The 14857-nt window shown below is 63.2% G+C and carries 16 protein-coding genes and 1 tRNA gene; 9 read left to right on the top strand and 8 right to left on the bottom strand.

Going from position 1 to position 14857, the window contains the following annotated elements; translation table 11 throughout:
* The first annotated feature begins 4 nt into the window (after window positions 1–4).
* From DT068_RS17245 to DT068_RS17235, 3 genes are read left to right on the top strand one after another with little or no spacing between them, the layout of a single operon-like run.
* On the top strand, window positions 5–1057 hold the full coding sequence (locus tag DT068_RS17245; RefSeq protein ID WP_119391113.1) for an ABC transporter permease: 1053 nt from the start codon (window positions 5–7) through the stop codon (window positions 1055–1057).
* Window positions 1054–1815, top strand: a complete 762-nt coding sequence (locus tag DT068_RS17240) for an ATP-binding cassette domain-containing protein (RefSeq protein WP_119391112.1) — start codon at window positions 1054–1056, stop codon at window positions 1813–1815. Before DT068_RS17245 ends, DT068_RS17240 begins: the two co-directional genes overlap by 4 nt.
* Window positions 1812–2984: a mandelate racemase/muconate lactonizing enzyme family protein gene (locus DT068_RS17235; RefSeq protein WP_119391111.1), complete on the top strand. Its 1173-nt coding sequence runs from the start codon at window positions 1812–1814 to the stop codon at window positions 2982–2984. The genes DT068_RS17240 and DT068_RS17235 overlap by 4 nt, the downstream gene beginning before the upstream one ends.
* On the opposite strand, the gene radC is transcribed toward DT068_RS17235, so the two are convergent.
* Both radC and map read right to left on the bottom strand, forming a co-directional pair.
* Complete coding sequence (gene radC, locus DT068_RS17230) at window positions 2981–3679, bottom strand: RadC family protein (protein WP_119391110.1); 699 nt, start codon at window positions 3677–3679, stop codon at window positions 2981–2983. The genes DT068_RS17235 and radC overlap by 4 nt on opposite strands.
* Before the next feature lie 60 nt (window positions 3680–3739).
* The gene (gene map / locus DT068_RS17225; protein ID WP_119391109.1) at window positions 3740–4567 is read right to left on the bottom strand and encodes a type I methionyl aminopeptidase; all 828 of its coding nucleotides are present in this window, start codon (window positions 4565–4567) and stop codon (window positions 3740–3742) included.
* 107 nt (window positions 4568–4674) lie between these two features.
* Between map and DT068_RS17220 the strand changes: the two genes are divergently transcribed.
* The gene (locus DT068_RS17220) at window positions 4675–5436 is read left to right on the top strand and encodes a competence/damage-inducible protein A (protein WP_119391108.1); all 762 of its coding nucleotides are present in this window, start codon (window positions 4675–4677) and stop codon (window positions 5434–5436) included.
* Here DT068_RS17220 and DT068_RS17215 read toward each other — a convergent pair.
* The gene (locus DT068_RS17215) at window positions 5402–6463 is read right to left on the bottom strand and encodes a glycosyltransferase family 4 protein (RefSeq protein ID WP_119391107.1); all 1062 of its coding nucleotides are present in this window, start codon (window positions 6461–6463) and stop codon (window positions 5402–5404) included. The two genes, DT068_RS17220 and DT068_RS17215, sit on opposite strands and share 35 nt — an antisense overlap.
* A complete protein-coding gene (locus tag DT068_RS17210; RefSeq protein WP_119391106.1) occupies window positions 6420–7241 on the bottom strand; it encodes a UDP-2,3-diacylglucosamine diphosphatase in 822 nt (273 codons plus the stop codon). The genes DT068_RS17215 and DT068_RS17210 overlap by 44 nt, the downstream gene beginning before the upstream one ends.
* Window positions 7242–7393: 152 nt before the next feature.
* On the opposite strand from DT068_RS17210, the gene gpt reads away from it, so the two are divergent.
* From gpt to DT068_RS17195, 3 genes are all read left to right on the top strand, one after another.
* On the top strand, window positions 7394–7891 hold the full coding sequence (gene gpt, locus DT068_RS17205; protein ID WP_368904787.1) for a xanthine phosphoribosyltransferase: 498 nt from the start codon (window positions 7394–7396) through the stop codon (window positions 7889–7891).
* Between the two features lie 220 nt (window positions 7892–8111).
* A complete protein-coding gene (locus DT068_RS17200; RefSeq protein WP_162914265.1) occupies window positions 8112–9053 on the top strand; it encodes an outer membrane protein in 942 nt (313 codons plus the stop codon).
* Between the two features lie 228 nt (window positions 9054–9281).
* Window positions 9282–9785: a DUF2937 family protein gene (locus DT068_RS17195; protein WP_119391103.1), complete on the top strand. Its 504-nt coding sequence runs from the start codon at window positions 9282–9284 to the stop codon at window positions 9783–9785.
* A gap of 136 nt (window positions 9786–9921) precedes the next feature.
* On the opposite strand, the gene DT068_RS17190 is transcribed toward DT068_RS17195, so the two are convergent.
* Window positions 9922–10007: transfer RNA gene (locus DT068_RS17190), tRNA-Leu, on the bottom strand.
* Window positions 10008–10060: 53 nt separating this feature from the next.
* A complete protein-coding gene (locus tag DT068_RS17185) occupies window positions 10061–11500 on the bottom strand; it encodes an MATE family efflux transporter (RefSeq protein WP_119391102.1) in 1440 nt (479 codons plus the stop codon).
* Between the two features lie 132 nt (window positions 11501–11632).
* On the opposite strand from DT068_RS17185, the gene DT068_RS17180 reads away from it, so the two are divergent.
* Complete coding sequence (locus DT068_RS17180; protein WP_368904786.1) at window positions 11633–12943, top strand: aspartate aminotransferase family protein; 1311 nt, start codon at window positions 11633–11635, stop codon at window positions 12941–12943.
* Window positions 12940–13413, top strand: coding sequence for an HIT family protein (locus tag DT068_RS17175; RefSeq protein WP_119391100.1), 474 nt, complete (start codon window positions 12940–12942; stop codon window positions 13411–13413). Before DT068_RS17180 ends, DT068_RS17175 begins: the two co-directional genes overlap by 4 nt.
* Here DT068_RS17175 and DT068_RS17170 read toward each other — a convergent pair whose 3' ends face one another.
* Together DT068_RS17170 and DT068_RS17165 are read right to left on the bottom strand one after the other, a co-directional pair.
* Complete coding sequence (locus DT068_RS17170; RefSeq protein ID WP_119391099.1) at window positions 13414–14139, bottom strand: 2OG-Fe(II) oxygenase; 726 nt, start codon at window positions 14137–14139, stop codon at window positions 13414–13416. It lies immediately after the preceding gene.
* A complete protein-coding gene (locus DT068_RS17165; protein ID WP_162914264.1) occupies window positions 14136–14702 on the bottom strand; it encodes a methylated-DNA--[protein]-cysteine S-methyltransferase in 567 nt (188 codons plus the stop codon). The genes DT068_RS17170 and DT068_RS17165 overlap by 4 nt, the downstream gene beginning before the upstream one ends.
* Between the last annotated feature and the right edge of the window lie 155 nt (window positions 14703–14857).

Genomic DNA, 14857 nt, shown 5'->3' with positions numbered 1-14857 from the left:
GGTCATGGCCAAGTCGGAAGTGCTAGCTCAAGACGGCATGGCGGAGAACAGGGGTGTGACGATGCGTATCGCTGCATCAGTGGGGAAAACCCTGCTGCTCAATCCCATACTTCCGATCCTGGTTGTCGCATTGCCCCTGTTCGCCGCCTTTGTCCCCTATTATGCGACACTGGCAAATCTGCAGAACCTGTTGCTCGCGTCATCCATCCTTCTGCTCCTCTCCTGCGGCGGGGCTTTGGCGATGATCACCGGCAATATCGACCTTTCGGTCGAAGGCACTCTGTGCTTTTCGTGCATGGTAATCGCCTGGCTGATGATGCCGAGTCCTCCGGGCTCGGGCCTTGAGCTTTCGCCCTTCATCACAATTCCGCTCGGTATCCTCATCGGGGTCGGGATCGGCATGCTGAATGGATTGATGGTCCAGGGATTGGGCGTCAATCCGTTCATCGTGACGCTCGGGATGCTGCTGACCCTGAAAGGCGCAGCAGCCATTCCCACCGAGGCCACCACCATCTATTCGCTTCCTCCGACCTATAGCTGGGTCGGGTATAATGCGCTAGCCGGCGTCAGCTGGGTCGTCATCATCGCCTTTACGGTGTGCCTCCTTCTCGCGATCTGGCTGCGCGCATCCGTGGTGGGCCGGCACATCTACGCCATCGGCGGCAATTCGGAAGCGGCGCGCGAAAACGGGATATCGCCGCTGCGCACCGTGATGATCGTCTACGGAATCTCCGGGGGCATGGCGGGGCTCGCCGGATGGCTGAATGCGGCGCGGCTCGACTCCGCCTCCGCAAGTGCGGGCGATGGGATCACCTTCACCGTATTTGCGGCCATCATCATCGGCGGGGTGGCGCTGTCCGGCGGCGCCGGCAGCCTGTGGGGCGTGCTGGGCGGCGTCATCCTACTGTCCTCAATCGACAATGTGCTGAACCTCATCGCCATCAATCCGCTCTATCTGAATTTCGTGAGGGGAGCGGTGATCATCGTCGCGGTGCTCCTGATCGTCGTCCGGCAGAGATTAGCCTCGCGCTTCCGGCTGCAGGAGTCCGCGGCATGAGTCCGTTCCTCGAGATCAAGAGCATCAGCAAGTCATTCGGCGGCGTCGCGGCGCTCAAGAATGTGAGTTTCGATATCGGGGCCGGCGAGGCGGTTGCCCTGATGGGTGGCAACGGGGCCGGCAAGTCCACGCTGGTTTCACTGCTCGCCGGCCTGCAGCGGCCGGATTCAGGCGGCATCGTCATCGATGGCGCCGAGCAGGATTTCGCGAAGCCGCAGGATGCGCGTGCTTCCGGGATCGAGACCGTGTTCCAGAACCTGGCTCTCTGCCCGAACCTCAATGCGCCGGGGAATCTCTTTCTCGGGCGCGAACTGTACCGTGGCCGGGCCCCCTTCCGCTTCCTTGACCGCAAGGCGATGGAGAGGGCGACCGTCGCGACATTGCGCGACCTGGGCGTAAATGTGCCGGACATGAAGGCGGCCGCCAACAAGTTCAGCGGCGGGCAGCGGCAGGCCCTCGCTTTCGCGCGCGCGGCACGGGCGAAATCGCGACTGCTGATCCTGGACGAACCGACCGCGGCGCTCGGCGTCGAGGAGAGCGCCAATGTCATACGCACGGTGCAGAGACTGCGGCGGGAGCGGAACATGACCGTGCTCCTCATCACGCACAATCTCGAGGAGATGCGTGCCATCGCGGACAGGGCGGTCATCCTGAGGCGCGGCCGCTATGTCGGTTCTGTCAGACTGGATGAAACGTCGGATGACGAGATCGTCGGGCGGATAACGGGCTCGCTGGCGGTGCGGGAAGAGGTGGCATGATGCTGAAGACGCCAGCCATTGCGGACGACCACCCGCTTATCATCGAGAAGGTCGAGGTGCGGCTGTTCCGGATGCCTCCCAGCGAGCCCTGGGAAGATGCGACGCATCGCGTTCCCGCCATCGAGATCATCATCCTCGAGCTGACCGTCAATGGCCGTCTGGCGCGAGGCTTCAGCTATACTGTCGGTGTCGGCGGGACGGCCGTCCGGGCGCTCCTGCATGATTACTGCGTGGCTGAACTGCTCGGCCGCGACGCACGCTACATCGTCGGGCTGTGGCGCAGCCTCTATCACCATCTCTTTCGCACCGGCATGGCGGCGATCACCACCCTCGCCATGGCGGCCGTCGATGTCGCCTTGTGGGAAATACGCTCGATGGCTTCCGGGCGCCCGCTCTATCTGGAGCTGGGCGGGAACGAGCCATCCATTCCCGCCTATACGAGCGGCATCGATCTGCAGATGAGTCCGGCGGACCTGGCGAAAACCCAGCTTCAGCAGCAAGCGGCCGGATATCAATGGTTCAAGATCAAAGTCGGCCTGCCGAGCATCGCCGATGATATCGCGCGGGTGGCGGCGACGCGGCAGGCCATCGGATCCGAGGCGAAGCTGATCCTGGATGCCAATCAGGCTTGGGATCTGAGCGAGGCGATAAAGAGGTGCAACGCTTTCTCCCCCTATGACATCACCTGGATAGAAGAGCCCCTGGTGTCAACCGACATCGATGGTCACGCGGCGCTCAGACAGAAGACCGGCTTGCCGGTGGCGATCGGCGAGAGCTTGTACACGGCTGAGGAATTTCGCCAATATCTGATGGCCGACGCGGTGGACATCATCCAGGCCGATGTGGTGCGTGTCGGCGGGCTCTCGCCTTGGCTCAGGATCGCCGACCTGGCGGCGGCCTGGAACAGGCCGGTGGCGCCGCATTTCTTCGCAGAGCTCTCGCTGCACGCGCTGTGCGCGATCGACAATGGGCTTGTGCTCGAAAATGTGCGCGGCGGCTCGCTCTTCGAACTCGGCCTCGCCAGGCAGCCGATCCAGATCTTGGGTGGCCTCGGTGTTCCACGTGCCGTCCACGGTCACGGCGTCGACTTCGATCTCGAGCGAAACACGCGGTTCGAAGTGGCCATGTCCGGCTATGCGTTTTCCGATATCCGCAGCCACAAAGCTTAGATCAGCTTCAGGCTCCTGAAGCTCGCATGGCCGTTGCGGCCGATGATGATGTGGTCGTGCACCTTGATCGAAAGCTTGTCGCCGGCCTCGATGAGACGGCGCGTCATGTCGATGTCGGCCGAGGAGGGAGTGGGGTCGCCGGACGGATGGTTGTGGACGAGGATGATGGCGCTGGCCGCAAGCTCGAGTGCCCGCTTGATGACCTCGCGCGGATAGACCGGCGTGTGATCGACCGTGCCTTCGCCCTGCACCTCATCGGCGATGAGACCGTTCTTCTTGTCGAGGAAGAGGATGCGGAACTGCTCGCGCTCGGCGAAGGCCATGGCGGCGCGGCAGTAATCGAGCACGGCCGACCAGGAAGAGAGGAGCGGGCGCTGCCTGATCTCGCCCTTGATCAGGCGCAGGCCCGCGGCATGGACGATCTTGAGCTGGGTGATGACGGGTTCGCTGGCGCCCACCTCCTTCAGCCTCTCGGGGGAGGCGCTGACGGCTTCCGTGAAGCTGCCGAATCGCGCAATGAGCGCCTTGGCAAGCGCCTTCACGTCCTGGCGAGGTATGGCATTGAACAGGATGAGCTCGAGGAGCTCGTAGTCGGGGAGCGCATCGGCCCCGCCTTCGCGAAACCTGTCCTTCAGGCGTTGGCGATGGCCCAGATGATGGGGCTTTCCGTCATCTTCCGACAGGCCCCGTTTCATCGGTCATCCTTGCCGCATGATCTTGTCGGAAAACCGGCAGCCACTTTTCCGGATCATGCGCTATCTCTGCGAAGTCGGCGGGTAATCGAGCCCTTCGGGCGACAGGGTGAAGATCTCGCAGCCTGTCTCGGTGACGCCGATCGTATGCTCGAACTGCGCCGACAGCGAGCGGTCGCGGGTCACCGCCGTCCAGCCGTCGCTCAGGATCTTCACATGCGGGCGGCCCAGATTGATCATCGGCTCGATGGTGAAGAACATGCCGGGCTTGAGCGCCACGCCTTCGCCGGCCCGCCCGTAATGCAGGATATTGGGGTGGTCATGGAATTCACGCCCCAGGCCATGGCCGCAGAAATCGCGCACCACCGAGCAGCGCTCGCCTTCGGCATAGGACTGGATGGCATGGCCGATATCGCCGGTCTTGTTGCCGGGCCTGACCGCGCCGATGCCGCGCATCAGGCTCTCGAAGGTCACCTCCATCAGCCGCTCGGCCTTGCGGTTGACTTCGCCGACGCGGTACATGCGGCTGGCGTCGCCATGCCAGCCCTCGACGATCAGCGTCACGTCGATATTGACGATATCGCCCTCGCGCAGCGGCTTGTCGTTGGGAATGCCGTGGCAGACGACATGGTTGATCGAGGTGCAGATCGATTTGGGAAAGCCGCGATAGTTGAGCGAGGCGGGAACGGCCTTGTTGTCGCGGGCGAATTCGGCGACCTTGCGGTCGAGCGTCTCGGTGGTGACGCCGGGATGGACGAGGGGGACGAGAAGGTCGAGGGCTTCCGCAGTCAGCCGGCCGGCCTCGCGCATGGCGGCGAAGCCTTCCGGGCCATGCAGCTTGATCTGGCCGGTGCGGCCCTCGGTTCCTTCCTGCGCTTTCACATAGGTCATGACGGCTTTACTTAATGATGATCACGAGCAGGGGCAAGGTGAGACATTTCTACAAGAATATCAATCGCTTTGACAGTTCGGGCGGACGATGGCACAGCTAGGCCATCATGGCAGACCACGCACCCACCGCCGCCGTCCTGCTGATCGGAGATGAAATCCTCTCCGGGCGCACCAAGGACAAGAATCTGGGCTTCATCGCCGATTACCTGACCGTGCTCGGCATCGATCTCAAGGAAGCGCGCGTCGTTCCCGATATCGAGGATGAGATCGTCCAGGCGGTGAATGTGCTGCGCCGGCGCTACACCTATGTGTTCACGACCGGCGGCATCGGTCCCACCCATGACGACATCACCGCCGATGCGGTCGCCAGGGCCTTCGACGTCGAGATCGACCATGATCCGCAAGCCGTCGAAATCCTGCTTGCCCATTTCAAGGCGATCGGGCGCGAGCCGAACGAAGCGCGCCTGCGCATGGCGCGCATCCCCAAGGGAGCGAGCCTGATCGCCAATCCGGTATCGAAGGCGCCGGGCTTCCAAATCGGCAATGTCTTCGTGATGGCCGGCATACCCAAGGTCATGAATGCGATGATGGAGGAAGTGGCGCCGCGGCTCGAGCGTGGCGCCCCCGTCATCTCGCATACGATCACCATCGAGGGCGGGGAAGGCGATGTGGCGGCCCCCCTGAAGGCGATCCAGGAGCGCTTCGCCGATGTGATCATCGGATCCTATCCGTTCGAAAGCCCGCAAGGCTTCGCCACCAATCTGGTGCTGCGCTCGCGCGACCAGGCATTGCTTGCCTCGGCCGCCAATGAGGTGCGCCAGATGGCGGTCGAGCTCACCCGGGATGGGAAGGTGCGAGGCTGGTCCTGACGCCATCCGCGCCGGTGGCGGATGATCCGATGAGGTGCAGGCTTTCCTCGAAGATCCGGGCGGTGCGCTCCCAGGTGAAGCACAGGCTGGCCTGATGCACCTTGTCCCGGTCGAGCGTCATGGCCCTGAGAATTGCAAGCTTCAGATGCTTGTCGAGCGATCCGGTGACGCCTTCCGCCACCACATCGATCGGGCTTGGCACGTCGAAAGCCGCAACCGGCGTGCCGCAGGCCATGGCTTCGAGCATCACGAGACCGAATGTGTCGGTGAGGCTTGGAAACACAAAGACATCGGCGGAGGCGATCATGCGCGCCAGCTCCTCGCCGAAACGGTAGCCGAGAAAGGCGACCTCGGGAAAGCGCTTCTCCAGCTCGGCGCGCTGCGGCCCGTCGCCGATCACCGCCTTGGTGCCGGGCAGATCGAGGTCGAGAAAGGCGTCGATGTTCTTCTCGGGCGCCAGCCTTCCGACAAAGAGCGAGATCGGCCGCTCGAGAGCCAGGTAATCGCGCGCATGGGGCTTGAAGAGTTCATGATCGACGCCGCGCGTCCATACCTTCACATGGGAGAAGCCGCGCGCTTCGAGGTCGGCGCCGATGCTGCGGGTCGGGACCAGGACGGTTCGGCTTGCGGCATGGAAACGCCGCAGCATCGACCATGAAGCCTCGGCGAGGCCCGGCAAAGGCAAGCGCAGGGCCAGATAGTCGGCAAAGCGCGTATGGAAGCCCGAGATGAAGGGAAGCCCCACGCGCCGGCAATGGGCGCGTGCCGCCCAGCCCAGCGGCCCCTCCGTCGCTATATAGATCGCATCGGGGGCGAGGCTCGTGATCTCGCGGCCGAGCGCTTTCGAGCCGGTGAGCGCCAGGCGGATTTCCGGATAGAGCGGCATCGGCAATGTCCGCCGGCCTTCGGGAGAAAGAACATGAACATCGTGACCGCGCTTCCTGAGCTCGTCGGCGACGGCGCTCAGGGTACGGACGACGCCGTTAACTTGCGGGAACCAGGCGTCCGTTACGATGGCGATCCGCACTCGCGACCTCCAGCAGCTTGTCACGCAACTTCGCCCATTCGATGATTTCGAACCGGCCGTCATGATGCTCGATCAGCGCGGTGCAGCTTTCGACCCAATCGCCGTCATTCATGTAATGGATGTCGTCGATCATGCGGTTGTCGGGCGTGTGAATGTGACCGCATATGACTCCCTGGGCGCCGCGCTGGCGCGCTTCGCGCACCACGGCATCCTCGAAATGCGAGATGAACTCGACCGCCTTCTTGACCTTGAATTTGAGATAGGCCGAGAGCGACCAGTAGGGCAGGCGGAACAGGCGGCGGCCGCGATTGACGATGCCGTTGATCGTCATCGAGACCTCATAGGCGCGGTCGCCGAGACGCGCGAGCCACGGCGCGAAGCGCACGACACCGTCATATTTGTCGCCATGCAGCACCAGATAACGCTTGCCATTGACGGCGTGATGGATGGCATCCTCCAGCACCGCCACGCGGCCCATGCGCAGATTCCGGAAGTCGCGGAACTTGTCGTCGTGGTTGCCGGGGATGTAGATGACCTTGGTGCCCTTGCGCGCCTTGCGCAGGATCTTCTGGATCAGGTCATTGTGCAGCTGGTCCCAGAACCAGGCTTTCTCGAGCGCCCAGTTGTCGACCAGGTCGCCCACGATATAGAGCCAGTCCGATTCCGTAACCCGAAGGAAATCAAGGAGATAACTGACCTGCGCGCGTCTTGTCCCCAAATGGATGTCGGAGATGAAGATGGCGCGATAGCGGGTGGTCGGCTTTGTGAGTGCGTTCATGTGGCCAGGCTGCCTGGTTATGCCGACCTTAGGCCTGACTCCCATGAAGGTATCATGACGGTTGCCGGGCAAGACTGTTGCGGACGGCAGATTGCGGGCGATTGCGGGGGGTCAGGCAAAGCGGTTAAGACACATTCTCGATGGAGGACCCAATGGACGAGAAATGGCAGAAGAGTTTTCCGGTCTCGTGGGACCAGTTCCACCGCGATGCTAGGGCGTTGGCCTGGCGCCTGCATGGCGAAGGACCGTTCACCGCGGTCGTTGCGATCACAAGAGGCGGGCTGGTGCCGGCGGCGGTGGTGGCGCGCGAGCTCGGGATAAGGGTCATCGAGACGGTCTGTGTCGCTTCCTATGACTATGAGAAGCAGGGCGAGCTCAAGGTGCTGAAGAGCGTCGGCGACAGCATCGCCGGGAGCGACGGCGGCAAGCATATCCTGATCGTGGACGATCTGGTCGACACCGGCGCCACGGCCAGGGTCGTGCGCGCCATGCTGCCCAATGCGCATTTTGCCACCGTCTATGCCAAGCCCGAAGGAAGGCCCCTGGTCGACACCTTCGTCACCGAGGTGAGCCAGGATACCTGGATCTATCTGCCCTGGGACATGGGGCTCGCCTTCACGCCGCCGATTCGGGACGGCGCCAAGGTGTGACGCGGATCCGGCGCGCCCGGTTCCATTGCCGCAGGGGCATGCCATTTTGGAGCATTTTGGGTCGGCGGGACGCCCATTTCTGTGGTGTTTCAGCAACAGTTCGCGCAAAACTGCGACGTAGCTCATGGTTAAGGTTGATCAATGAGCACGGGAAGTTCCTAATGCCGATGGTTGTGGGCGATGGGGGCCGTGCCGCTGGTATTCAGAGGGGATATCGCAAGTGGTGCATTTGGCCCGAAGTTGGCGCTTCAACTGGAATTCCTCCTCCCTCCGTAAACTCAAGGGCGCAATCCGGCGCCCTTTTTCTTTTGAGGGGCAGAATCTCGAGGGAACGGCAAGCTGTATTGGGATAAATATCCTGGGCATGGGGCCTGTGATATGGACGCAACAGCCCCTGAAAAAATTGCTGGTGAGGTCCGGCGTGGTTGTTCCCAGGGAGGTCTGCGGTTACTGTTGTCCGAATCCCAGGGGAAATGTGTTTATGATCAAGGCATTCCTACTCACCGCCGCCGCATCGACGATGATGATTGGCGCCGCGCAGGCTGCAGATGTCGAAGCTCCGGCTGTCTATGACTGGTCCGGGTTCTATGTCGGCCTTCAGGCGGGCTATGCCTGGGGAGATTCCCAGGTCGATGAAATCAATGACGACGGTTCTCTCAACCAGACCCAGGACTACGATCACGACGGGTTCGTCGGCGGCGTTCATGCCGGCTATAATTTCGACATGCAGGGTCTGCTTCTTGGCCTCGAGGGCGATTTCGAATATGCCGATATCCAGGGGGACCAGGATTTTGGCGGGTCGGATGACGAAACCGACAAGACCATCGAGTGGTTGGGTTCCTTGCGCCTGCGCGCGGGCGTCACCATGGACAGGGCCCTGATCTACGCAACCGGTGGTGTCGCGGTCGGTGAAGTGGATATGGAAGCTTCCGAGCCGGGCCTGAGCATCTCCGACAGTGAGACCGCCTGGGGCTGGACGATCGGTGGCGGCATCGAATACGCTCTTTCCGACGCGATCAGCGCGCGTATCGAGTATCGCTACACCGATCTCGAAAACACCGAACATAGCGGCGACATATTTGGCGGCACCTTCACCTATGAGCATGAGAATGATTTTCATGCCGTGCGGGGCGGTCTCAGCTGGCACTTCGACAGCATATGATCTGATGTCCCTTGTACCGATGAAGGGCCGCCAGCGAGCGGCCCTTTTCATGTCGTAGCGCGTTGCAGAGGTTTCGGAGGCCTCATCGAAGAGCGAAGGGGCGTGCCTCTTCCAGGGGCGAACCGGGACGGCTTGCCGCCGATATCCTGCCTGATCTAGCTTTCCAGCTGGGCTGGTTGGCGGAGTTGCCACCCACCGTTACCTGGATGAACGGGAGCTCCCTGCATCATGCTCATTCGAACGATTTCTCTGGGGATAGGCGTTCTGGCGGCGATCGTCGGCGCTCAGCTTCCGGAGGTCATGCAGCAATATAAGCAACGGCTCGGTGGTGCCGTTGATGAGGTCGCAGCCATCGTCGACCGGTTCGACCGGGATGCAGCGGCCAATAATATGAGCCGGGGCGATGCCCTGGCCCAGCTGCGGGTGAACGGCGATGATCTGGTGCGCCGGCGCGGCATCGACATGGAGCTGAACATTCAGAGGCTCTCCGAGCTGAGACAGCAGCGTGACGACATGAGTGGAGACTATCTCAGTCGCGCCGTGTCCTTCCTTGGCGACGCCGACCGACCATTGCTCGACGAAACGCTGAAAGACTATCAACCGGCGATTCCCACGACAGGCGAGGGTTTCATCAGTGCGCTTGTCGGCCTTGTGGCCGGCTGGGGGATCATCCATCTGCTGGCCTGGCCATTCAGGCGCCGGCGCGCCAGAGACAGTTACGGGCGGACATAGACGTCCTCCTACGCCGAGGCTTCCTCCTACGCCAAGGCTTCCTCCTACGCCAAGGCTTCGGAGGACTCGTCGATGGCACGCCACCCGAAGCTCCTCCTACGCCAAGGCTCCGGAGGACTCGTCGAAGAGCGAAGGGTGGTGCCCCCTCCCGGGGTCGAACCGGGACGCCTTGTGGGCTCAGGATTTTAAGTCCTGTGCGTCTACCAATTCCGCCAAGGGGGCCTGATCGACCTTCTAGCGCACCGCGCCATGGGGGCAAATCCTTTGTGCGGCCGTCAGGCTGGCGGCCTGATCAGCCCCAGCTTCTCGCGCCTGAGCCAGCGCTGCACCATCAGCACGGCAACCGCGGCGAGACCGGCCGCGAGGCCGATCCACACGCCGACACCACGCAAGGGAGTGAGCTGCGACAGGCAGGCGCTGAGCGGCAAGCCGATGCACCAATAGCCGATCGCCGCATACCACATGGGTACGCGCGTATCATGGAGTCCGCGCAGCATGCCCGCCGCCAGGACCTGGGCGCCGTCGGCGATCTGGAAGATGGCGGCGACGATGAGGAACGAGGTGGCGAGCGCGAGGACGGGCAGATTGCCGGGCCGATGAACGTCCAGGAAGATGCCGACCAGGAATTGCGGCACGCTTATCAGCAGCGCCGCCATCAGCACCATGAAGCCAGTGCCGAGAATGAAGGCGCTCCAGCCGGCCCGTGCGGCGCCCAAAGCATCGCCCGCGCCATAGGCGAGGCCGACGCGCACGGTGGCGGCCTGGGCCATGCCGAGCGGCGTCATGAAGGTGATGGCGGCGATCTGGATGGCGATGGCATGGGCGGCAAGCTCGGCCTCGCCGAGCCACCCCATGAGGAAGGCGGCGGCATTGAACACGCTGGTCTCGAAGGCGATGATCAGGCCGATCGGAAGCCCGAGCCGCCAGATCGCCTTGAAGCGCGACCAGTCCGCCTGCCAGAAGCGGCCGAGAACATGATAGCGGCGGAAATGCCGGTCGAAGGTGACGACCGCGGCCATGCCGATGAACATGAGCAAGGTCGCGATGGCGCTTGCGAGCCCCGAGCCAACGAGGCCGAGAGCGGGAAAGCCCCAATTGCCGAAAACCAGCAGCCAGTTGCCGAGCGCATTCAGCAGGATTCCGCCAATGGCGATGACGAAAGCCCATTGCGGTCGCTCGAGCGCCGATATGAAGAAGCGCAGGACGACGAAGCCCAGGAAGGACGGCAGTGCCCAGACGAGGGCGCGCAGATATTTGCCGGCCTCGGCCGACAAAGCCGGCTCCTGACCGATGGCGAGAAGGAAGCGGTCGCCATGCCAAAGCAGCAGGATTGCCGGTATGGAGACGGCGATGACCGTCCACAGGCCCTGCCGCACGATGCGGCGAATCTCGCGCACTTCGTGGCGGCGGGCGCCTTTCTCGCGCGCCACCATGGGGGCTACGGCACTGACCAGCCCGAAGGCGAAGAAGGTGAATGTGTGGTAGATGTTGACGGCGAGCGAGCTCGCGGCCAGCGCCTGCGGCCCGAGCCTGCCGATGAAGACGACGTCGGTGACGATCATCGCCGTCTGCGCCAGGTTGGTGAGCACCATCGGCCAAGCGAGTTGCAGCGTCGCCACGATATTCTCGCGCCAGGCCGGCCATGTGCTTTCGGCGGACCTTTCCGAATGGGGAAGTGTCTGCTCCTGCTTGATCTCGTGGCGAATATCCGGCATGGCCGGCGCAACCTACAGGCTTCCCGCAGCAATCTCCATGTCCAAGCTTAGTTGAGTGCAGCGCATGGCTGAAACATTGCGCCTTTGCGCAAGGTCGGGCATGCTCCGGGGCTTGCGTGCAGGGAAATGAGCATGAGTGCGCCTCTCGTCGACACTATCGATGCGGCTGTGGCCGAAGCTTCGGAGCGTTTCAGCCGGGCGCGGCCGCGCACCAAGGCGTTGCATGAGGAGGCGCTCGCCGTCATGCCGGGCGGGAACACCCGCACCGTGCTGTTCACGGCGCCCTTTCCGATCCGCATCGCGCATGCGGAAGGGGCGGTTATCCGCGATATCGACGGCCATTCCTATGTCGACCTTCTGGGCGAATATTCGGCCGGGCTCTACGGACATTCGCACCGGCGCATCAAGCAGGCGGTCGCGGAGGCGCTGGCCGGCGGGATCAATCTCGGCGCCCATAGCGAAATGGAAGTGCGATTCGCGCAGATTGTGGCGGAGCGCTTCGCACTCGATCTGGTGCGCTTCACCAATTCCGGCACCGAAGCCAATATGATGGCGCTGGGCGCGGCGCGCGCCTTCACGAAACGCCCCAGGATCCTCGGCATCAAGGGCGGCTATCACGGCGGAACGCTCTATTTCGGGGGCGGCGGCGCCGCCATCAATGCGCCGTATGACGTCGTGCTGGCCCCCTTCAACGATATTGCCTGGACGCGGAAGCTGATTGCCGAGCATGCTGCATCGCTTGCAGCCGTCATCATCGAGCCGATGCTGGGCAGTGGCGGCTGTCTGGCGGCCGACAGGGATTATCTGGAGATGCTGCGGCGTGAGACGGCGGCGCGGGGAATCCTCCTCATCTTCGACGAGGTGATGACGTCCAGGCTCGCTCCGGGAGGACTGAGCGCCACACTTGGCATCGCGCCCGACCTCAAGACGCTGGGTAAGTATATTGGCGGCGGCATGTCCTTCGGCGCTTTTGGCGGCCGGCGGGACATCATGCAGCAGTTCGATCCGACGCGGCCGGACTTCCTGCCGCATGCCGGCACCTTCAACAACAACATGCTGACCATGACGGCGGGTTTCGCGGCGCTCTCCGAGATATTCACCCCCTCTGCCTGCCTCGAGCTCAACCGGCGCGGCGATGGCCTGCGCGAGCGGCTCAACGATCTCTTCATGCGCTACCAGGTCCGCCTCAAGGCGACCGGACTTGGCTCGCTGATCAACCTTCATCCGCTGGCCGGCGAGATCAGAACCCCTGACGATGTCGGCAAGTCCGATCCGCGGCTGCGCCAGCTTCTCTATCTCGATCTTCTGGAAGAGGGCTATTACACGGCCGGGCGGGGCTATATGGCGCTGTCGCTGATGGTGAGCGATGCGCATTGCGAGAGCTTCTGCGCCGCGGTCGAGCGCGTCGTCACCAGGCGCCGGCATCTCTTCTCCTCGCCATGACGAGGGGATGCATCATCTGCGCCGGGCGCGAGGGAGATGAAGCGCTGCATCGTGTCGAGGTGTGGCGCGACGGCGAATGGCGGCTGACCCTGTCGCTTGATGCGGAAGTGCTGGGCTTCGCCTATCTCGAACCCTTGCGGCATATTCCGACCATCGCCGATCTCGACGGCGCGGAAGCGCGGAGCTTCGGTGCCGCGATCGCCAGAGTAAGCCGGAGCCTCAAGGCGGCGACCGGCACAGAGCATGTCTATGTCTATATATTCGGCGACGGTGTTGCGCATCTCCATGTGCATCTGGCGCCGCATCGCGACGGCGATGCGCTCAACAGCCAGATGATCCGCGGCGAGATCGTCTCGGAAAAGCTGCCCGATGGCTTCGAGCGCTTCTACAGCCGTGAATTCCCGGCGCTGCCCGAAACCGAGCAGCGCCAGGTCGTCGAAAAGGTGCGGCGCGATCTGAACGCAGCCTAGTCACTGCGCATCGTGAAAGATGATGCCGAGCGTGTGGCGGCGGCCCGATCTGAGCCGGCTGACGCCATGGCGCAAATTGACCTTGTAGATGCCGCGTGTGCCCTGGACCGGACGATGATGCACCGGAAAGATCACGCCGTCGCCCTGGCGCAGCGGTGCCACCTCGGCGCGGGACTGCATCCTGGGACGCTGCTCGGTCAGGACGAATTCGCCGCCGGTGAAATCCTCGCCCGGCCGCGAGAGAAGTATGGCGACCTGCAGCGGAAAGACATGCGCGCCATAGATATCCTGATGCGGGCAATTATAGTCGCCTTCCTCATATTGCAGCAGCAGGGGCGTCGGGCGCTGCTGGCCGGCCTCGTGGCAGCGCGCGATGAAATCCGGATGCTCGGCCGGGAAGCGCGCCGCATCACCCAAGGCCTCGTTCCAGCGATTGGCGATCTGCGCCAAAGGCGCATAGAGAGCCGCGCGCAGCGAAGCGACGAGGCCGGGCAGGGGATAGGCGAAATACTTGTACTCGCCGCGGCCGAAGCCGTGCCGACTCATGATGACGCGGCTGCGGAACGGCCGGTCTTCGGCATAGGACCGGGCAAGTCCGGCGCATTCGTCCGGGCTGAGCAATCCCTCGATGATGGCGGCACCATGCTTGTCGAGCTCGACGCCGAGAGCCGGCCAGTCGCGCGCCGAGATGCGTCTGGCGACGGAAGCGGGGAGCGCGTCGGTCACAGCGCGCCCTCCCGCCTGAGCAGTGCGCGCTTGCGCTGAACGCCCCAGCGATAGCCCGAGATCGAACCGTCCTTGCGCAAAATGCGATGGCAGGGAATGAGAACCGCGATCTTGTTGCCGACGCAAGCGTCAGCGACGGCCTTGGCGGCCCCTTTGGCACCGCCTGTCGCGCCGATCCTCCTCGCAAGCCCGGAATAGCTCAGGGTCTTGCCCGGCGGGATGGCGCGCAAAGCCTGCCAAACCTCGATCTCGAAATCCGAGCCGCGCAGATCGAGCGGCATCTCGCACGATTGTGTCGGTGCTTCGATATGAGCGATGACGCGCGCGACCTGGTCGTCCAGATCATGGTTCCCGGAAGATTGCGCCAGGGGGAAATGCTCACGGAGGCGATCCGCCAGCCGGTCGCGGTCGCTGCCGAGAAATATGGCGCAGATGCCCTTGCCGGTCGTGGCAACCAGCACCTCGCCCAGGAAGGATGCGCCGAAGGCATAGCGCACCGGATCATCGTGCTGGACCGGCGGTGCGGTGTGGTGGCGTTCGGTGGTCGATATGTCGAGTGTCATGGCGGAACTCCTCATTGCATGACCTCAATCTGGGAGAGCAGAGGGGCCTTATCCACCCGAAACCGGACGCCCGTCGTGAGCGTGATAATCCGTGTGCGGATTATCACGCTCGGACAAGGGGCGAGGCTAATTAAACTGCCATTAGGTCAAGTTGC

The organism is Taklimakanibacter lacteus (assembly GCA_003576695.1).
GTDB lineage: Bacteria > Pseudomonadota > Alphaproteobacteria > Rhizobiales > Aestuariivirgaceae > Taklimakanibacter > Taklimakanibacter lacteus.
This window is presented reverse-complemented; position numbering and strand designations above follow the sequence as displayed.